At 59.3% G+C, this 18436-nt stretch carries 17 protein-coding genes; 10 read left to right on the forward strand and 7 right to left on the reverse strand.

Features of this window, described 5'->3' with window-relative positions:
* The first annotated feature begins 43 nt into the window (after positions 1-43).
* From GbCGDNIH8_RS04450 to GbCGDNIH8_RS04460, 3 genes are all read left to right on the forward strand, one after another.
* Positions 44-1696 (forward strand): bifunctional protein tyrosine phosphatase family protein/NAD(P)/FAD-dependent oxidoreductase, encoded by a 1653-nt coding sequence (locus GbCGDNIH8_RS04450; protein WP_072572250.1) that lies wholly within the window; start codon positions 44-46, stop codon positions 1694-1696.
* Positions 1697-1718: 22 nt separating this feature from the next.
* Entirely contained in the window at positions 1719-2495 is a 777-nt protein-coding gene (locus GbCGDNIH8_RS04455; RefSeq protein ID WP_172822895.1) for a sulfite exporter TauE/SafE family protein, read from the forward strand.
* Positions 2496-2581: 86 nt separating this feature from the next.
* Complete coding sequence (locus GbCGDNIH8_RS04460; RefSeq protein ID WP_072572251.1) at positions 2582-4252, forward strand: helicase HerA-like domain-containing protein; 1671 nt, start codon at positions 2582-2584, stop codon at positions 4250-4252.
* 13 nt (positions 4253-4265) lie between these two features.
* Here the strand turns inward: GbCGDNIH8_RS04460 and GbCGDNIH8_RS04465 are convergent, their stop codons facing one another.
* Together GbCGDNIH8_RS04465 and GbCGDNIH8_RS04470 are read right to left on the reverse strand one after the other, a co-directional pair.
* Complete coding sequence (locus tag GbCGDNIH8_RS04465) at positions 4266-5066, reverse strand: GDSL-type esterase/lipase family protein (RefSeq protein WP_081368834.1); 801 nt, start codon at positions 5064-5066, stop codon at positions 4266-4268.
* A gap of 33 nt (positions 5067-5099) precedes the next feature.
* Positions 5100-5972: an undecaprenyl-diphosphate phosphatase gene (locus GbCGDNIH8_RS04470; protein ID WP_072573631.1), complete on the reverse strand. Its 873-nt coding sequence runs from the start codon at positions 5970-5972 to the stop codon at positions 5100-5102.
* A 127-nt stretch (positions 5973-6099) separates the two neighbouring features.
* Between GbCGDNIH8_RS04470 and murI the strand changes: the two genes are divergently transcribed.
* A complete protein-coding gene (gene murI, locus GbCGDNIH8_RS04475; RefSeq protein ID WP_072572252.1) occupies positions 6100-6930 on the forward strand; it encodes a glutamate racemase in 831 nt (276 codons plus the stop codon).
* Positions 6931-6939: 9 nt separating this feature from the next.
* On the opposite strand, the gene GbCGDNIH8_RS04480 is transcribed toward murI, so the two are convergent.
* Complete coding sequence (locus GbCGDNIH8_RS04480; RefSeq protein WP_072572253.1) at positions 6940-7377, reverse strand: GlcG/HbpS family heme-binding protein; 438 nt, start codon at positions 7375-7377, stop codon at positions 6940-6942.
* 239 nt (positions 7378-7616) lie between these two features.
* On the opposite strand from GbCGDNIH8_RS04480, the gene cydD reads away from it, so the two are divergent.
* The 6 genes from cydD (at position 7617) to recQ (ending at position 15849) form a co-directional block, all read left to right on the forward strand.
* Positions 7617-9380, forward strand: a complete 1764-nt coding sequence (gene cydD / locus GbCGDNIH8_RS04485) for a thiol reductant ABC exporter subunit CydD (RefSeq protein WP_081368835.1) — start codon at positions 7617-7619, stop codon at positions 9378-9380.
* On the forward strand, positions 9377-11053 hold the full coding sequence (gene cydC / locus GbCGDNIH8_RS04490; RefSeq protein WP_072572254.1) for a thiol reductant ABC exporter subunit CydC: 1677 nt from the start codon (positions 9377-9379) through the stop codon (positions 11051-11053). The genes cydD and cydC overlap by 4 nt, the downstream gene beginning before the upstream one ends.
* A gap of 96 nt (positions 11054-11149) precedes the next feature.
* Positions 11150-11929: an amino acid ABC transporter ATP-binding protein gene (locus tag GbCGDNIH8_RS04495; RefSeq protein ID WP_301335569.1), complete on the forward strand. Its 780-nt coding sequence runs from the start codon at positions 11150-11152 to the stop codon at positions 11927-11929.
* Positions 11926-13431, forward strand: a complete 1506-nt coding sequence (locus tag GbCGDNIH8_RS04500; protein ID WP_408874691.1) for an ABC transporter substrate-binding protein/permease — start codon at positions 11926-11928, stop codon at positions 13429-13431. The genes GbCGDNIH8_RS04495 and GbCGDNIH8_RS04500 overlap by 4 nt, the downstream gene beginning before the upstream one ends.
* 106 nt (positions 13432-13537) lie before the next feature.
* Positions 13538-13936: an OmpA family protein gene (locus GbCGDNIH8_RS04505; protein WP_072572255.1), complete on the forward strand. Its 399-nt coding sequence runs from the start codon at positions 13538-13540 to the stop codon at positions 13934-13936.
* 23 nt (positions 13937-13959) lie between these two features.
* Complete coding sequence (gene recQ / locus GbCGDNIH8_RS04510) at positions 13960-15849, forward strand: DNA helicase RecQ (RefSeq protein ID WP_072572256.1); 1890 nt, start codon at positions 13960-13962, stop codon at positions 15847-15849.
* 38 nt (positions 15850-15887) lie between these two features.
* On the opposite strand, the gene GbCGDNIH8_RS04515 is transcribed toward recQ, so the two are convergent.
* The 4 genes from GbCGDNIH8_RS04515 to GbCGDNIH8_RS04530 form a co-directional block, all read right to left on the reverse strand.
* The gene (locus GbCGDNIH8_RS04515) at positions 15888-16352 is read right to left on the reverse strand and encodes a DUF4399 domain-containing protein (protein WP_072573635.1); all 465 of its coding nucleotides are present in this window, start codon (positions 16350-16352) and stop codon (positions 15888-15890) included.
* Between the two features lie 53 nt (positions 16353-16405).
* Positions 16406-16786 carry a hypothetical protein gene (locus GbCGDNIH8_RS04520; RefSeq protein WP_157692545.1) on the reverse strand — a complete coding sequence of 127 codons (381 nt, stop codon included), beginning with the start codon at positions 16784-16786 and terminating at the stop codon, positions 16406-16408.
* Positions 16787-16856: 70 nt separating this feature from the next.
* Positions 16857-17519: a hypothetical protein gene (locus GbCGDNIH8_RS04525; RefSeq protein ID WP_072572258.1), complete on the reverse strand. Its 663-nt coding sequence runs from the start codon at positions 17517-17519 to the stop codon at positions 16857-16859.
* Positions 17520-17570: 51 nt separating this feature from the next.
* Positions 17571-18419 carry a class I SAM-dependent methyltransferase gene (locus GbCGDNIH8_RS04530; protein WP_072572259.1) on the reverse strand — a complete coding sequence of 283 codons (849 nt, stop codon included), beginning with the start codon at positions 18417-18419 and terminating at the stop codon, positions 17571-17573.
* Between the last annotated feature and the right edge of the window lie 17 nt (positions 18420-18436).

The following is an 18436-nucleotide window of genomic DNA, read 5'->3' on the forward strand; positions in this document are numbered from 1 at the left end:
GTGTGTTTGTCTTCAGAAGTCTGTATCAGCAGGAAATGGCACGATGTCCTTCCATAAAATCACTTCCAGTTTTTCGGCTGCTCCGCAACTGACGGAAGAGGCGGTGGCAAAGGCGGCGGCCGAGGGATATCGGAGCATTTTCTGTATGCGCCCGGATAGTGAGGAAGCAGGCCAGCCTTCATCCACTCTGATCGCCGAAGCCGCTGCACGTCATGGCATGGAGTTCGCCTCTTTCCCGGTGGCCGCAGGGCAGGTGGCAGATAGTGCGACGGTGGCCAGAATGGCGGAAGCGTTCGGCAGGATGCCTCATCCTGTTCTCGGATATTGCCGCACCGGACAACGCGCGGTTTCGATCTGGGCCCTGTCGCAGTCAGGCATTCTGGATCCTGATGAAATCGTTGCTCTGGCGCAGAGTGGAGGTTTCAATGTTGAACCGCTGCGCCCCCAGTTTCTGCCGCTTGCGCCGGTCGGTGGACGCAAAACCTTCAGCGTGGTGATTGTCGGTGGTGGCGCTGCCGGAATTTCGGTGGCGGCCAGCTTGTTGAAGCGTCAGAAAAATTTGTCCGTCGCGATTATTGATGGCGCCACCGAGCATTATTACCAGCCCGGCTGGACGATGGTCGGTGCGGGTATTTTCAGTGCCGATTTTACACGTCGCACGGAATCGTCAGTCATTCCTGCCGGTGCGCAATGGGTGCGCTCTTTCGTGCATTCTTTTTCGCCTGCCAGTAACGAGGTTGTTCTGGTGGATGGTACGGTGGTTGAATACAGCGTGCTGATCGTCGCCGCTGGGATCAAGCTTGACTGGGATGCCATTCCGGGCCTGACGGAAACGCTCGGCAAAAACGGTGTCACCTCCAACTATCGCTACGATCTGGCACCCTATACCTATCGTCTGGCAAAAGAATTGCGTGGCGGCCGTGCACTTTTTACCCAGCCGCCAATGCCGATCAAATGTGCCGGTGCGCCACAGAAAGCAATGTACCTGTCCTGCGATATCTGGCAGAGCGCGGGTGTACTCCGTAATATAAATGTCCAGTTCCACAATGCGGGCGGTGTTCTGTTCGGTGTGGCGGCTTATGTGCCTGCGCTGATGAAATATGTTGAACGCTACGGAATTTCTCTTCAGTTCGGATCAAGGCTGGTGGCAGTTGATGGCCCTGCCCGCACCGCAACCTTCGAGAAAGATGGCGAGCGTATCGAGCAGAGTTTCGATATGCTGCATGTCGTGCCGCCACAGGTCGCGCCGGATGTCGTAGCCTGCAGCGAACTGGCCGGAAAAGATGGTTTCGTGGAGGTCGACCCGGCCACCATGCGTCATGTGCGGTTTTCAAATATCTATGCGCTGGGTGATGTCGCTGGCACATCCAACGCAAAAACCGCCGCCGCTGCGCGCAAACAGGCGCCGGTCGTGGCAGGCAACGTGCTGGCGACGTTGCAGGACAAGGAGCCGGATTATGTCTATGACGGCTATGGTTCCTGCCCGCTGACGGTCGAGCGTGGCCGTATCGTGCTGGCGGAATTCGGCTATGGCGGCAAGCTGCTGCCGACTTTCCCGAAATGGTTGCTGGACGGTCTCCGCCCGACACGTCTGGCATGGTTTCTGAAAGCACGTGTCCTGCCTTCACTTTACTGGAACGGTATGCTGAAGGGCAAAGAGGTTTTTGCGAAGCCTGCCCGACGTAACGACGCCTGATCGCATAGAGCGGGCGGGTCGGATGATCCTGAGCACCACCCAATATCTGCTCGGTGCGATGTCCGGCAGTCTGGTCGGGCTGACACTTGGTGTCGTGGGCGGTGGCGGTTCGATACTGGCTGTCCCGCTGATGGTGTATCTGGTGGGGGTGCCGTCGCCGCATATGGCGATAGGCACCAGCGCTCTTGCTGTTGCAGCCAATGCTTTTTCAGGATTGGTCGGCCATGCGTGCGCGCATACCGTAAAATGGCGCTGTGGTGGCATGTATGCGGCTTCTGGCGTTCTTGGTGCGCTGGGTGGATCTGTGCTTGGTAAAATGATGAACGGACAGAAATTACTGTTTCTGTTCGCCCTGCTGATGATTGCCATTGCCGTACAGATGCTCAGGGGCCGTAAGCGGGAAGGTAATCCGGGTGCGGAATGCAACCGCGAAAAAGCTCCTAAAGTGCTTGCATACGGATTGGGAACCGGCCTGTTTTCCGGCTTTTTCGGGATCGGTGGTGGTTTTCTGATTGTGCCCGGCCTTGTGGCCTCCACCGGCATGCCGCTGCTGAATGCGGTGGGATCATCGCTGGTTGCGGTCACGGCTTTTGGGCTGACGACAGCAGCAAGTTACGCGTTCAGCGGGCTGGTGGACTGGCCGTTGGCTATTATGTTCATTCTCGGTGGTATTGCAGGATCCATGGTCGGGATTGCAGTTGGCCGCTATCTTGCCGGGCGCAGCGGCATGCTGGGAACAGTGTTTGCCGGTCTGATTTTTGTTGTTGCTGCTTATATGCTCTGGAAAACGCTTACCTGATTGTGATGTGTTGAGTGGGTGACACAGCGCAGGTGCCATCCTAGGATTCCGACGACCGGTTTTTAAAACGGTACGGAGCAGAACTCATGACAGGAACCCCCATTCTGGTCGGCGCTGGTGAGCACGAAGTATGTCTGCTGCCCGGTTTTGCCAACCGGCATGGGCTGATTGCAGGGGCGACCGGTACCGGCAAGACCATCACCCTTCAGGTGCTGGCGGAATCCCTGTCTGCCGCCGGGGTGCCGGTTTTGTGTGCGGATGTAAAAGGTGATCTCGCGGGACTATCGCAGCCGGGCGCTCCTAATCCGAAACTGGAACAACGGGCGGCGCGGCTGGGCGTTCATGATTACAGCTATCGTGCTGCGCCTGTCATATTTTGGGACGTATTCGGGGTTTCCGGTCACAAGGTGCGGGCTACGGTGGCGGAGATGGGGCCGATCCTGCTCTCCCGCATGCTGGAGCTGAATGACACACAGGAAGGTGTTCTCTCCATCGCCTTTGCGGTCGCGGACGATGAAGGTCTCCTGCTGCTTGATTACAAGGATCTGCGGGCTGTCCTCTCCCACGTGGCCGAGCGGGCTGGAGAGCTGGGCACGGACTACGGCAATGTCAGCAAGGCTACGATCGGTACGATCCAGCGCCGCCTGCTGAGGCTGGAACAGGAAGGCGGAGAAGCTTTTTTCGGTGAACCGGCACTGGAACTGGCTGATTTACTGCTGATCACGCCGGATGGACGAGGGGCAGTGAACATTCTGGCGGCGGACCGGCTGATTCACAGTCCGCGCCTGTATGCGACTGTGCTGCTCTGGCTGTTGTCCACTTTATACGAGACCTTGCCGGAAGTGGGTGATCTGGAGCGCCCCAAACTGGTGTTTTTCTTCGATGAGGCACATCTGCTGTTTGATGATGCGCCAAAGGCTCTGGTGGACAAGGTGACCCAGGTGGCGCGTCTGATCCGCTCCAAAGGGGTCGGCGTTTATTTTGTGACGCAAAATCCGCTGGATATTCCTGCGTCTGTGCTGGGGCAGCTTGGTAATCGTGTGCAGCATGCGCTGCGTGCCTTTACGCCGGCGGACCAGAAAGCAGTCCGGGCGGCGGCGGACACATTCCGCCAGAATCCGAGGCTGAATACCGAGGAGGCGATCGGATCGCTTGCAGTTGGTGAAGCGCTGGTTTCTTTCCTTGATGAGAGCGGATCACCCTCTGTCGTGCAGAAGGTTCAGATCGTGCCACCCCGCTCCCGTATAGGGGCCATTACGGCGGAGGAACGGGCGGAGATCATCCGCAAAAGTCCGGTCGGTACGAAATACGATACATTGATTGACCGGATCAGTGCTTATGAACGCCTTTCCGGGCGCGCGACTTCCGGCCAGCAAGAGACTGGCCCTGTTTCGCCTGCGCCGGTCGAGCCGGGGAGCGATCCGTGGGGCATGCCGAGAGGGGCACCGCCATTGCCGCCATCATCCGGACAGGGATCGGTCTGGAACAGCGATGGCTGGCAGGGTGGGCTGGCCGATTCAGCTCCTTATCCTCAGCAAAAGCCGGTTTCCCGTCCCGCGCCTCGTGAAGCCCGGACCCCGTCCCGGAAAGAGGAAGGCGGTGGGTGGCTTGGCGATGTGCTCGGCGGCCATGGCGGGCGTCAGGGGCTGGGCGAGGCGTTTGCCAAATCCGTCATCCGCAGCCTCGGGAGTCAGGTCGGCACCAAAGTTGGCGGCGAAGTTCTGCGTGGTATTCTCGGATCCATCATGAAACGCTGAACCACCACGCTGCTCAGCGCACCGGCGTATCCCCGAGCATACGTGCTATATATGGCTCCATCGCCTGTGCCATGGCGGCCTGTGTGGCTGCATTCGGATGAAGGGGCGGGTCCGGCGGCGTCAGATGGATGTCCAGAAAGCGGGTGCGATCCACCTTTCCCCCGCTCATGAACAGGGCGCGGAGATCAAGAAAGGTCACACGCTGGTCATAGCGGCCGGGCAGGGCTCGGTTGAGGGCCGCGGTCTGCGCGTCGACCCATTCATTACGAATGGAGGGCAGCACACCCAGCAGCAGAATCTGCATCTTTGGCAGGCGGCGATGCAGGGACTCTATGATGGCGTCGATCCCTTGCAGGGTCGGTTCGGCAGGCCAGCGGAGCTTGCCGAAATTATTGGCACCAATCAGCACCACGGCGGCCCGGGGATTGATCCCGCTGGCTTCCCCGTTTTCAGCCCGCCAGAGCAGATGGGCAGTGGTATCACCTTTGTAGCCCAGATTGATGGCGTGGCGATGGCCGTAATAGTGGTTCCAGACCGGAGCAAAATTCTGCCAGGGCTCGGGCCCGGTTTTCTCCCAGTTCTGGGTGATGCTGTCGCCATAGAACACCAGATCGACTGGCTTTTGGCGCAGTTCATGTTGTTTTTCTTCCCAGCGATGTTTCCACCAGGGCAGATCAAGACGGGAAAGCGGGGTTGCTGCCAGCGGTTTGCTGTTATGGGCAAGGCCCATGCGGGGCGGCAGCGACATGGCCAGACCGGAGCCAAGGGCTGCAGACAGCATCGTCCGCCTTGTCCATGCAGAAGAAGCGTTCATCCAAAACGTCCTTGTCGAGTATTCGGTCTTGTGTCAGGCGAAATGCAGCCACGCCAGCGCACCAAGGCCCGCGACGATGCAGTAAAAAGCGAAAGGCTTGAGCGCCCAACTGTCATGATCCCGGAAATAGCGCATCAGAAAGGCCGTGCTGAGCCACGCAGTGATGCCGGCTGCCACGGCAGCCAGCGCGGCGGTCTGGAATACGCCCGGTGCAATATCGGCATGCAGTAGTTTTGGCACTTCCAGCACGGTAGCGCCCAGAATGATCGGCAGTGCGATCAGAAACGAGAAATGCGCGGATGCTTCATGATCGATTCCGCGCAGTAAGCCGCCGACGATGGTCGTACCAGAGCGGGAAATACCGGGGATCAGCGCGGCGCACTGCCAGCAGCCGATGGTGAATGCATCCATGACAGTGAGGGTAGACAGAGCGCGGCGTTCTGTAACCTCGTGATCACTGGTCTGGGGATAAGGGCTGGCGGCCCCCCGCAATTTCTCCCCGAACAGAAGAAGTCCGCCATTCACCACCAGAAAAAACGCGGCAATCGGAGCCGATTCGAACAGCGCCCGCAACATGTGTTCCAGCAATCCTCCGACCACGATTGCTGGCAGCGTTGCGACCACCAGCAGCATGAAAATCCGTCTCGCCTGCGGCACATGATGGGCCGGGGCAAAGCCGATGACGCCACTGAAGAGTGCCCACCAGTCACGCCAGAAATACAGCAGCAGTGCCGCGGCGGTGCCCAGATGCAGAAACACCAGAAATGGCAGGAAGGTCTGGCTATGTTGCGGCAGGCTCCAGCCCAGCAGCGCCGGAAGGACGACGGCATGCCCCAGTGAACTGACCGGGAAAAGCTCGGTTGCGCCTTGCAGGATAGCAATGGCGATGGCCTGGATCGCGTTCATGGGTTCCATCCTAAACCGGTCATCCTTTCCGATTGAGTGGCGGAAACCGGAGGCTCTGGCAAGCATCCCCGGGCAGTTCCCGGCATATGCTCTTGACCGGCGATCATGAAGGAGGCACCCCACCCGGGTGAGAAAGACGGACGCACATATTCTGGTTTTCGACTCCGGCATTGGCGGCCTGGGTGTTGCCGATTGTATCCGGCGCATGCTGCCTGCGGCGACACTTGGCTATGTCGCTGATACCGCGGGATTTCCCTATGGCGCGATGAGTGACGAGGCTCTGGTCACCCGCGTGCTGACGGTGCTGGAGCATGCAATTGGCCGGTTGAGGCCCGATATGGTCGTGATCGCCTGCAACACCGCCAGCACGCTGGCATTGTCTGCGCTGCGGTCGCGGCATGATCTGCCATTTATTGGCTGTGTGCCGCCCCTGAAATGGGCAGCTTCGGTCAGTGCCACCCGCCAGATCGGTCTGCTGGCAACTCCGGCGACGGTTGACCGCCCCTATCTGACTGCCCTGATGCAGGAACACGGGCAGGGCTGTACGCTTCATGCCCATGGTGCACGTCATCTGGCCGGTTATGCGGAGGCCGTGTTCCGGGGCGAAACGGTGCTGGTTGAGGCCGTCAGGGCCGAGCTTGGTATTCTTGCCACGACTCCTGACATTGATGCGGTGGCGCTGGGATGCACGCATTATGGACGGTTGCTTCCATGGCTGCGGCAGGCCATGTCGCGTTCGGTCGCCTGGCTCGATCCGGCCGAGGCGGTGGCGCGGCAGACGGCCAGAATAGCCATCACAACCGGGGCTACTGCCGCGCCTGACAGTCTGCCCCGGCCTGTGCCCTGCTGGGCACAGACAGTCTTTATGACTGGTGCTGCCCCCGATGAGGGCACACGGCAATCATGGGCGGCGGAGGGATTTCCGAAGTGGCAGCCTCTGGATATCGCCTCCGCCTGAGCCACATGATCAGGCTTTCGTTTTGGCAGCCGAAGCTTTGGTGACTGTCTGTTCGAAGGCGGCTGCTGCGGCTTCGGCAACACTCTGATCCTGCTCGCCGGAGCCTCCGCTGATCCCGACTGCCCCGACCACTTTGCCATCCCGCCGCAACGGGACGCCACCTGCGAAAATCATGACACGCCCGTGATTGGATTGCTGGATACCATAGAACTGCTGGCCAGGCTGGGCATTGCCCGCCAGATCCTTGGTCGAAATATCGAAAGCGCGCGCGGTGAACGCCTTGTTGATGCTGATATCGATGCTGCCAAGCCAGGCATCATCCATCCGATGGTGCAGCTTCAGATTTCCGCCTCCATCAACGATGGCTATGTTCATCGGCTGCCCGATTTTCTGAGCGTGTTTTTCGGCGGCGGTGGCGATCCTGACAGCATCTTCCAGAGTGATCATGGTGTCCCTTAACGACCAGAGAAAAGCTTTTGTTCATCAGGCTGTGTCCTTTTCCCTGCTATGGGAAGGGGGACAAAAAGCCCAATGCCGGTTTCCCGCCTGATGCGGCAAATCCTCTTTTCAAACGCTCTGAACGGGAACCCGTTCGATCCGGTCGATAAGTGTGTCGCGAGCATAAAGTCGGATTTAAGGAATTCCCCTGTCAAAGACAGAGCCGAGAGGTTAAGAAGCGGCCCACAATGCGTGACAAAACCCGTTCTTCCCCCGGTTCCGCTCCGACGACAGACGCTTCCTCTGCGCGTGCAGGGGGCAGGCGTCATTCTCCTGCCCGTGCGTGGCTGAAGCAGCAAGGGGGGCTGGCCCGCCGGAATGCGCGCCATGTCATCCTGTTGAGCCTGACCGGCACTATTCTGGCCGTGGGGCAGGCATGGTGTCTGGCAGCGGTTTTCGGTGGCACTCTCGGCCATGCCATGGTCGGGGGATTGCCTTACGCCACGGCTTTTCTGGGGATTGCCGCAATCCGCGCCTTTCTGGGGGCCATGACTGAACGTTATGCGGCGGCGGCAGGTGCGGCGGCTCGGCGGCGGTTGCGGGATCAGGTGATGGCAAGGCTGCTGGCGATTGGTCCCTCTCTGTTGCGCGGATATCATTCTGCCGAGCTGGCGGCGATTGCCGTGGATCGGATCGAAGCGCTGGACGGATTTTTCTCCCGCTGGGTTCCTGCCGCTTCTCTGGCGATCCTGTCGCCGGCCATTATCCTGCTGGCCGTCCTGCCACTGGACTGGCGGGCGGCTCTGGCCTTGCTGGCTGCGGGTCTGCTGGTGCCGTTCGGTATGGCGCTTTCCGGGATCGGCGCGGCCGTAGCCTCCCGCCGTCAGTTTGTGGCGATGAGCCGCCTGCAGGCCCGTTTTCTGGACCGGGTGCGCGGCATCGCCACCATCGTTCTGAGCGGACGGACCGAAGATGAAGCCATTGCTCTGGGACGTGCCGCTGATGAGCTGAGACGACGTACCATGCGGGTGCTGCGGGTGGCGTTCCTGTCCTCCGCCGTGCTGGATCTGGCGATGGCGGCAGCTCTGGTCGGTCTGGCGCTGCATTACGGGCAGGCGATCCTGTCCGGTCAGGCAGGCCATCCGGCGCGTGCGCTGTTCGTGCTGCTGCTGGTGCCGGAGTTTTTTGCGCCGCTGCGGGCCTTTTCACTGGCCTATCAGGACAAGATGCACGCAACCGGCGCTGCCGAAGCCATCGCAGCCCTGCCTGAGCCGCCGGAAAGGCCTGTGCTTCAGGTTCGTACCATTGAAGCGCGTGGTGTCACGGTCACGTTCGATCATGTCTCGCTGGTGTGGGATGAGACACGTGGTCCGGCCCTGCATGATGTCAGTTTCCGTATTCCCGCGGGAGAGACAGTGGTGCTGGCCGGTCCTTCCGGATCGGGCAAGTCGAGCATCATGGAGATTTTGCTGGGCTTTGCCCGTCCGACAAGCGGACGTGTAGCCCTGAACGGCATGGACATCACGGATATTGTTCCGGCCGCTCTCTCCCGGCTGACGGCCTGGGTCGGGCAGAAGCCAATGCTGTTTGCCGGGACCATCCGCGACAATATCCTGTTCGCCCGTCCGGAAGCATCGGAGCAGGATCTGCTGGACGCCATCCGTCATGCCCATGTGGACGATTTTGCCCGTGCCCTGCCGGACGGGCTGGAGACGATGATAGGCGAGGGAGGTTATGGCCTGTCTGGTGGTCAGGCGCAGCGCGTGGCGATTGCGCGTGCCTATCTTCGCAATGCCCCCCTGCTGCTGCTGGATGAGCCGACTTCCCATCTCGATCCGGTCACCGAGGCCGATATTCTGGACAGCCTGAAACGTCTGGCGGCTGGCCGCACCGTGTTGCTGGCCAGCCATAGCGCGGCAGCTCATGCTTTTCCGGGTCACCGGATTGACCTGCGGGATGGCAGTGTCGTTTCCGCACCATTCCCGACCATGTATGGAAAGGTGATGGCATGACCGCGCTTCTTCGCCCGCTGCTGGGTATTGCCGCGCTGTGGGGCAGCCGTGTGTCCTGGTTGCTGGCCGGGGTCGTGGTTTCGGTTCTGGCCGTCTTGTCTGCGGCGCTCCTGATGATGCTGGCAGGCAGGACCGTGGCGGTTGCCATGATGCTCGGTGTGCTGGCCGCCCCCATGCTGCTGCGCTGGACCGGTGTGGCCCGGGTGGTGTTGCGCTATCTGGAGCGCGTCGTCACACATGATGCCATGTTCCGGGCATTGGCTGATCTGCGGGTCTGGTTTTTCCGTGGTGTTGCCCGTAATGCCGCAGGTGGGCTGGGCTTCCGCCGTGCCGGGGATGTGCTGTCCCGTCTGGTCAATGATGTGGAGGCGCTGGACGGGCTTTATCTGCGTATTGTCGTTCCTGTTGCCGGGGCGGTGGTGCTGTTGCCGGTGCTGCTCTACGCGCTGGGCCGGCTGGATGTGGTGCTGGCGGCGGTGGTTGGTGTGTTGTTCGTGCTGGCTGCTTTTGTGCTGCCGGTCATCTCTGCCCGCAATGCAGCGGGACAGGGTGCAAGGCTGACCACTTCCATGAGCCGGTTGCGGATTGCAACCCTCGATACCCTGACGGGTCTCAGGGAGGTACGGGCCTGTGGTGCGGAAGACCGCATGCTGGCGGATATTCAGGCCCGTCAGGCATTGCTGCTGACCGCCCAGCGTGAGGGGGCGGCCCGTGCCGCATGGGCATCGGCGGCATCGTTTCTGTTTGGGCAGGCAGGCGTGGCGGCGGTGCTGTTTGCGGTTGCGCTGAATGTCGTGACGACTGGTCCGGCAGCCTTGATCGGATGTGCATTTCTGACGATTGCTGCGTTTGAGGCGATTGGGGGCCTGCCGCGTGCCGGTGTACTCGCCGGACACGCCTCTGCCGCCGCGGAGCGCGTGCTGGAAGCGGCCTCCGGACCCGAAAGCAATGTGCCTCATGCTGTGGCGGAAGCTGAGGAAATGCTTCGGCCGGGACGCGGCAAAACGGCGGCTCTGTCTTTCAGACATGTCTCGTTCCGCTGGCGGCAGGATGGGCCGCTGGTGCTGGATGACCTTACTCTTGATTTGCCGGCGGGTGCGCGGGTTGCGCTGCTCGGCCCTTCAGGAGCCGGAAAGTCGACCATTGCCGCTCTTGCGATGCGGCTCGCTGTGCCGGAGGCAGGACATATTTTTCTGTCAGGTACCGATATGGCGACCTTGCCGGTCGATATGGTGCGGGGCCATTTTGCATGGCTGTCCCAGACAACGCATCTGTTTGACGACACGATCCGGGCTAATCTGCTGCTGGGTCGGCCGGATGCGCAGGAGGTCGACCTCTGGGCGGCGCTGGATGCGGCGCAGTTGGGCGATGTGGTTCGCGGCCTGCCAGATGGCCTGGAAAGCTGGGTCGGTGAGGGCGGATTCCGCCTGTCCGGAGGGCAGGGACGGCGTCTGGCTCTGGCGCGGGCGCTGTTATCCCGTGCTCCGATCCTGATTCTGGATGAGCCGGCGGCCGGTCTTGATGCACAGACCGAGCGTGAACTGTTCCTGACCCTGAACGAAGTAGCCGGCGATCGCACCGTTCTGCTGATCGCCCATCGTCTGACAGGGGTGGAGAAGCTGGACCGTATCTATAGACTGTCTGGCGGTCAGGCAGTTCCGGCAATGAGCTGAAGCGCTGAAATAATTAACAGAGCGTCATCATTTCTTGCGTGACATGAGGGAGCTGGCCCGCTTTTCTGACCTTATGGGTTGAAAAGGCATGAAAGCGTGACGGATTCTCCTGTTGAAGATGCGATCGTCCAGATCGAAAGTCTGTGCAAGAGTTTCGACGGCACCGAGATTCTCAGGGGCGTCTCCTTGCAGATAGAGCAGGGAGATCTTGTGTCGATCATTGGGCCGTCAGGCTGCGGTAAATCAACATTCCTGAGATGTATCAACTTTCTGGAAATCCCTGATTCGGGACGAATTTCCGTTGACGGGATCGCGCTGGAACGGTCCGGTGCCAATGAGCGCTGGACCACTGCGATGGAGGAGCGTGCCCATGCGCTGCGCGAGCAGGTCGGCATGGTGTTCCAGGGCTTTCATCTGTTTGCGCATCGTACAGTGGCGGAAAATGTGATGATGGCACCAATGATCGTGAAAGGTCTGAAAAAGGCTGCGGCGCGCGATCTGGCCATGCACCAGCTCTCCCGTGTCGGTCTGGCCAAATTCGCCAATCGCTATCCCGGCACGCTGTCTGGCGGCCAGCAGCAGCGTGCTGCCATTGCGCGCGCCCTGGCCATGTCACCGAAAGTGATGCTGTATGATGAGCCGACCTCCGCACTTGATCCCGAACTGGTTGATGAGGTGCTTCAGGTCATGCGCGATCTGGATGCGGATGGCATGACCCAGCTGATTGTGACGCATGAGATGCGCTTCGCGCGTGATGCCTCCGATTACATCGTATTTATGGAAGGTGGCGAAATCGTCGAAGTGTCGGACGAGGATGAGATCTTTGAAAACCCGCGTGATCCCCGGACGCGCCGCTTCCTGAAGCGTTTCTCATGATGCGTTTTATGCTGGCTGTCCTGATGGTCCTGTTGCTCAGTCTGCATTCCGGAGCGGTGCGGGCTGGGGATGATCTCCGCTGGGGTGCTGACGCACAGTCTGATGCACCTTATATTTTTCATGATCCGGATAATGAGGATCGTCTGATCGGTTATGAAAAAGACATTGTGGACGAGATCGGACGTCATTTGAATCGCAATCTGATCTTCGTACAGAATGGCTGGGACAGTCTTATCCCCGGTCTGGATCGGGGGCTGTATGATTTCTCGATCGACGGTCTGGAAATTACGCCTGCCCATCGTGAGGTCGTTGATTTTTCAAAGCCCTATTATGTAACGTCGGAACAACTTGTCGTTCGTAAGGACAGCAAGGGATTGGAGAGGCTGGAGGCACTCCACGGCCATGCGGTCGGCACACTCAAGGCCAGCGTGGGCGAGCGGATTCTGGAGAAACACCCCGATATCAAGCTGCGTGTGTATGAGGAGGAGATCGACGCCTATAACGATCTCCATAATGGGCGGACCGATGCAGTTCTGCTCGATTGGCCGATTGCGCTGTATTATTCAGCGACGGATCCCAGTCTGAAACTGGTTGGTGAACCAATCGGTCATCTGGAATATGGCATTGCCGTGCGCAAGGGCAATCAGGCGTTGCTTGATCAGATCAATACTGCTCTTGACCAGATGCGCGCCGATGGGACGCTCCGCCGTATTCTGGAGCGGTGGAACCTCTGGACGCCAGATATGGCGGCATTCACCGGGGATCACACCTCTGTGACCCAGCCGGCGATTTATTATGATGAATTTGTAAAGGCACACTCACCGGCCACGGGATGGCGGATCAAGTTCAAACGCTATATCGGTTTTATCCCGCTGATCGTTCATGCAGCCATCACAACACTGGAAGTCTCCCTTCTGGCCATGATTCTGGCGGTGGCGATGGGATTGTTGCTGGCTGTCTCACGATTGTACGGCCCGGCTCCGCTGCGTATGCTGTCAGTGGTGTATATCGAAATCATGCGCGGCACGCCGTTGCTGATCCAGATACTGTTCGTATTTTACGGGCTGCCGAATCTGGGGGTCAGGCTGGATCCGTTTTTTGCTGGTGTACTGGCGCTGGGCCTGAACTACGCGGCGTATGAGGCGGAAAATTACCGCGCCGGTCTGGGTGCGATCCCGCATGGTCAGTACGAGGCTGCCATTGCCCTGAATATGACGTCCTCCCAGGCCCTGCGTCATGTGGTGATTCCGCAGGCATTCCGGTTGGTGATTCCGGTGATGACCAATGATTTCATCTCGGCGCTGAAGGATTCGTCGTTGCTGTCTGTCATCACCCTGTCTGAACTCAGTCAGACCTATGTGCGTCTTTCCACCACTTATTATGATTATTTTGGTACCGGTCTGATGATCGGAGCGGCCTATCTTCTGATCGGTCTGCCTTTCGTGCGTCTGGCCCGCTGGACCGAGGAAAGGCTTCACACAGGCCGCAGGCCGCAACGCTGACCGTAGACAGAAACGCAACGGTTTTCATCAGCCCGGTTGACGCTTACCGCCTTCGGAGGCACACCTTGTCGTAAGACGGTACAGCTTTTTAACAAGGGAGTCGGCCATGCGCCGCCTAAGCCTGCTTTGCTTGCCCCTGATCGCCGCTGCATGCTCTCAGCCAGCCGCGCTTCAGCGTTCCTATAATGTTTACTTCCTGCAGGATTCTGCTGTGCTCGATCCGGCGGCCACTCAGGTGGTCAGCTATGCGGCGGAGCTGGCAAAGGAGTATCCGGGGCTCAATGTGACCGTGTCCGGTTATGGCGGTAAAGCCTCTGATCAGGCTTCCATGGTCACGGAAACACCGCTGGCCAAGCTGCGCGCCAACGCGGTGCGGGATCAGCTGGTGGCGGATGGGATTGCCAAAAGCAGGATCGAACGCTCGGTGCACACGGTTGATGCATCCAATCTGGCCGTGGCGGAGCGTCGCGTGGATATTGATATTGGAGATGTCAGCAGCAAGTAATCCGATGACCGGTATATTCGGTATTGGCTTTGCTTGACAGGCTGCTCCACCCCTTTGCGGGTCGCTCACAGGAAAACCCGGCGCTGGATGTTTTGCGCCGGGTTTTCGGCTATCCGGCTTTTCGAGGATTACAGGAAGACGCCATCGCTCATGTGATTGAGGGTGGCGATGCCTTGGTTCTGATGCCGACCGGTGGCGGCAAGAGCCTGTGTTATCAGGTTCCGGCGCTCTGTCGGGATGGTATGGCGATTGTGGTGTCTCCGCTGATCGCGCTGATGGACGATCAGGTGGCGGCTTTGCGTCAGCTGGGCATCAATGCTGCTGCCCTCCATTCAGAGCTGGAAGCCGATCAGGGCCGGGCCGTGTTCCGGGCGGCGATGGATGCCAGACTTGATCTGCTGTATGTCTCGCCGGAACGGTTGCTGAACGGTTTGATGGATCGGTTGCCGGAATCGCGTATCGCCCTGATTGCGATTGATGAAGCCCATTGCGTCTCTCAATGGGGGCATGAGTTCCGCCCCGAATATCGCGCTCTGGCCCGTCTGCCGGAGCGATTCCCCGGTGTTCCGCGTATCGCTCTGACGGCAACGGCCGATGCCCGCACGCGTGACGATATTCTGCGTGCGCTCGGGATGGAGCATGCGCGCGTTTATGCTGCGTCGTTCCACCGCCCTAATCTGCGCATCGCGGCAGCCGAGAAGATCGCTGAAACATCGCAGATGATGGGGTTTCTGGCCAGGCATCGTCACCAGGCGGGAATCATTTATTGCGGGAGCCGTGCCAAGACCGAGCGTGCTGCGCAGCGTCTGCGCGAAAAAGGGATTGATGCGATCGCCTATCACGCCGGATTGCCGCCAGCGGAAAAACAGGCGGCCCTGGCCCGTTTCCGGGGCGGGGAGCCGGTGGTGATGGTGGCGACCATCGCCTTCGGCATGGGCATTGATCGTCCTGATGTGCGGTTTGTGGTGCATCTGGATATGCCGGACAGTCCGGAAAGCTACTATCAGCAGATTGGTCGTGCAGGTCGCGATGGTGAGGAGAGTGAGACACTTCTGCTGTATGGGGGCGAGGATATTGCCCGTGCCCGACATTTCCTGTCCGTTTCGGTGGCACCTGACAGTCAAAAGCGGGTGATGCGGCAACGTCTGGATGCGATGATTGGCCTGGCGGAAGCTGCCGATTGCAGAACGCGGGCGCTGCTCTCCTGTTTTGGTGAGATTATGGAGCAGCCATGTGGTCATTGCGATTTATGCGCGGCACCGCCGGAAACTTTTGATGGTACGGTGGAAGCGCAGAAAGTTCTGTCTGCGGTTTATCGTACCAGCCAGCCAAGGCCCGGAGATACGCGTCCCGGCATGGCATTCGGCGCCTTGCATATTGTTGCCTTGTTGCGGGGGGAATTGACGGAGGGAATCCAGCGCCATCAGCATGACCGTTTGCCGACTTACGGTGTCGGCCAGGATCGCCCCGCCACCTTCTGGCGCAGTGTGATCCGGCAGCTGATTGCCAGAGGCATGCTGGATATGGATGTGGAAGGCCATGGTGGATTACAGCTGGTGCCGGATCGCGCCCGAACTGTCCTGCGCGGTACGGAGAAAGTCTTTCTGCGACAGGAGACCGCTTCCCGCCTGCCGACACGTCGTACGCGTGAGGAGAGAAGAGCCAACAATCCGGTTTCTGACAATATTCCGGACGCGATCCGTGCTGAGTTCGATGCGCTGAGGGCCTGGCGCATGAAGGAGGCAAAGGAGCAGGGTGTGCCCCCTTATGTGATTTTCCACGACAGCGTGCTGCGCGACATTGCCACTTCTGCCCCCACTGATCTTGAAACGCTTGGTCGTATCAAGGGAGTGGGGGCATCAAAGCTGGACCGCTATGGACGGCACGTTCTTGCTGTCCTGGCCGGAGTTTGAGCGAGGAAGCTGGGTCCCGGTTATTTGACCGTAATCGGTTATTTGACCGTAATGGTCACGGGGTCCGACAGCAGGGGATGGCTGTGCGGCACATGTCCGGCATCGCCCATAATCAGTTGCAGCGTATGTTTACCTGGCGGCAGTTTGATATCGACCTGCGTCTGTCCGCCGCCAAGGTGAACATGGTGGGCATCTTTCGGGATGGATTCCTCCAATGCCGCACCCTGGGGGGCAGGTGTGTCGATCAGCAGATGATGATGGCCGGTGTGCGGTTGATCGTCACCGGCTGGTGCAATTCCAAGTCCTTTCAGCCCGGTGACGACTGTAAAGGGGCTTGAGACCACTGCACCATTGGCCGGGCTGATGATGTATGGTCTGGCTCCTGACGGCCAGAATGACTGATCGGTCTCCGCTGCCTGAGCAGGGTTGAGGAGGGCCGCAACCGGTAGGGAAAACAGACCGACCGCCCATACGAAACGGAGAGAATGGAATGAAGAAAACATATGCTTTTTCATGATCGGCTTTCTTTAAAAAGGTGAAATCAGGAATAGAAAATTTAAAGCGGTGTGCCTGGTGGCTGCCCATATCCCTTGCTGCGTGTCTTGTGGGAGATTCCCCGATCAGCTGCTTTCTCCAGAGTAAGATAAGGATAGCGGCGGCAAAGAGAAATCACCTCGTCCTGCAATACCTGCTTCGAGACATGGTCGAGATTGGAATAAAAAGGCGCTCCCCCATCCCATAGAACGCGGTTGTCAGCCTCCATCAGCGCATTGTCGACGTTTTTCAGCGCCTGTCTGGAATCGCCGATATCGATATCCTTGATGGTCTGCCTGCACGTATCCGGTGTGGCATGGGCCGGGCATGGGGCAGTCAGGCAAAGCAGTGCAGTGGCGCACACAGTGAAAAAGCACGGAACGGCACGGTAACGAGAAAACATGGGAATCTCCATCCCTGTTGCGTGGCCGTACAAAGCATTACTATGCCTAGAGTATGCGGGGATTTCACCTTCAATTTTGAGTGCGGTCACCTGTGCCGTGGCTGAATGATTGAAGCGGGTCATTCAGCAGGACACGCTGATACTGTTCCTCGACATAGGCGAAGGGTTGACCGCCATGGGTGGTCAGCAGAGCGCGATTGATCAGAATGGCCTGTTTGGGAGGGCTGTCAGCCTCAATGGGTGTTTCACCCATTTTTGATTGAGGAATTTTGGAGTCACCTGCCAGACGTCGGCGTTCAAAGTGCAGCGGCAAAACGATTTTACCAAAAGGTTGATCGGTCAGCAGCAACTGCCGGTTCATATCAGGCGTCAGTTTCTCCGGCAGGTAGGCGAGTGTCGCAATCGAGACCACATGCGGCCCGCACATCAGATGAACATGGCGGACGACGATATCGTATCCTGCTGAGGGATGCAGATAGTCGAGCGTTTCTGACGGAACTTTTCCGGCTGGTTGTTTCTGGGCCGTCACATGGCTGGCCAGTGGCATCAGCCCGCGTCCGATGCACCAGCGCTGCAACACTTTTGTGGCACTGGGTTCCGCTGCGAGATCGGCGGTCAACTGGTCCAGCGTGTAGGCAGGCGTCACAGAAGCGGTTTTGTCCGAGGAAGGCTGGCATCCGGCCAGAAGGAGAGAGGCAGCCAGCACGGCCATGAAGCGGGAATGAGAAAGCATAGGTACAGATCACTTTATCGGCTGGCCGGATTATCCGGCAGGTTGCAATGATCAGGCGGGCGGCAGTGTGACAATCACCGGCAGCCGATCCCGAGGAAAACGGCGCCCCTGCGATGGGATCAGTCTGTTCTGAGGAGAGAGTGCGAGCGATGCCATCCATGACCGTCCCCGGGCAGCGCCATAGGGAAGCAGGCGAAGCGGTCTGCTCAGGGACCAGCAGGCGAGCGTAGGACCAATCCGGTCGCGATCAATACCCCAGCGCATGCGCGGCACGGTGAAGAGGGGCGTTTTATGAAGCCCATGGGCGGTCAGCGTGGCAAACCAGACCGGCACAGTATCGAATATCAACATGGAGGCAGGAAAACGCTTCGTCATATGCCGCAGCAAGGGGGCGACACGATCCGGCGGGAAATACATCAGCAGCCCCTGCATCAGGAACAGGCAGGGGCGAGAAGGATCAACGGCCTCCAGCCAGCCCGTATCCAGAGCATCCACGCCAAGGCTGCGGAACCGTTCTGTATCCGGCAGCATCTGTCGACGCAGCGTGATGACCTCGGGCAGATCGATTGAAAGCCAGGTGCAGGTGCCGTTGTCGACCCGGCGTGACTGGGTTTCCAGCCCTTCTCCGATGGAGATGATCATGCCATCAGGATGCCTGCCCAGCCAGTCGGTCAGCAGAATGTCGATCGCCCGACTGCGTCCGGCAAAAGATCCGTCAGCCGCTCCGAAACGGGCCATCCAGTCGATCATCAGGGCATTGCGCATCCGGATTGCGTGAGGATCACGCAGAATGCCATCAGGCCGCGCTGCTTCGGCAGCACGGTCATGCAGGGTCCAGAGCGTCGTTTCCGGGATTCCGGACAGGACAGGCCGGATGGGCCGGGGAATTTCGGCATTCATGCCGGTATCATAGCAGA

The sequence above is a fragment of the Granulibacter bethesdensis genome, assembly GCF_001889545.1.
Classification (GTDB): Bacteria; Pseudomonadota; Alphaproteobacteria; order Acetobacterales; family Acetobacteraceae; genus Granulibacter; species Granulibacter bethesdensis_B.

Excerpts from the sequence above, each read along its gene's own strand:
- GbCGDNIH8_RS04450 (WP_072572250.1), top strand. The coding sequence starts at position 44 with ATGTCCTTCCATAAAATCACTTCCAGTTTTTCGGCTGCTCCGCAACTG.
- GbCGDNIH8_RS04455 (WP_172822895.1), top strand. The coding sequence starts at position 1,719 with ATGATCCTGAGCACCACCCAATATCTGCTCGGTGCGATGTCCGGCAGT.
- GbCGDNIH8_RS04460 (WP_072572251.1), top strand. The coding sequence starts at position 2,582 with ATGACAGGAACCCCCATTCTGGTCGGCGCTGGTGAGCACGAAGTATGT.
- GbCGDNIH8_RS04465 (WP_081368834.1), bottom strand. The coding sequence starts at position 5,066 with ATGAACGCTTCTTCTGCATGGACAAGGCGGACGATGCTGTCTGCAGCC.
- GbCGDNIH8_RS04470 (WP_072573631.1), bottom strand. The coding sequence starts at position 5,972 with ATGAACGCGATCCAGGCCATCGCCATTGCTATCCTGCAAGGCGCAACC.
- GbCGDNIH8_RS04480 (WP_072572253.1), bottom strand. The coding sequence starts at position 7,377 with ATGATCACTCTGGAAGATGCTGTCAGGATCGCCACCGCCGCCGAAAAA.
- cydD (WP_081368835.1), top strand. The coding sequence starts at position 7,617 with ATGCGTGACAAAACCCGTTCTTCCCCCGGTTCCGCTCCGACGACAGAC.
- cydC (WP_072572254.1), top strand. The coding sequence starts at position 9,377 with ATGACCGCGCTTCTTCGCCCGCTGCTGGGTATTGCCGCGCTGTGGGGC.
- GbCGDNIH8_RS04500 (WP_408874691.1), top strand. The coding sequence starts at position 11,926 with ATGATGCGTTTTATGCTGGCTGTCCTGATGGTCCTGTTGCTCAGTCTG.
- GbCGDNIH8_RS04505 (WP_072572255.1), top strand. The coding sequence starts at position 13,538 with ATGCGCCGCCTAAGCCTGCTTTGCTTGCCCCTGATCGCCGCTGCATGC.
- GbCGDNIH8_RS04515 (WP_072573635.1), bottom strand. The coding sequence starts at position 16,352 with ATGTTTTCTTCATTCCATTCTCTCCGTTTCGTATGGGCGGTCGGTCTG.
- GbCGDNIH8_RS04520 (WP_157692545.1), bottom strand. The coding sequence starts at position 16,786 with ATGTTTTCTCGTTACCGTGCCGTTCCGTGCTTTTTCACTGTGTGCGCC.
- GbCGDNIH8_RS04525 (WP_072572258.1), bottom strand. The coding sequence starts at position 17,519 with ATGCTTTCTCATTCCCGCTTCATGGCCGTGCTGGCTGCCTCTCTCCTT.
- GbCGDNIH8_RS04530 (WP_072572259.1), bottom strand. The coding sequence starts at position 18,419 with ATGAATGCCGAAATTCCCCGGCCCATCCGGCCTGTCCTGTCCGGAATC.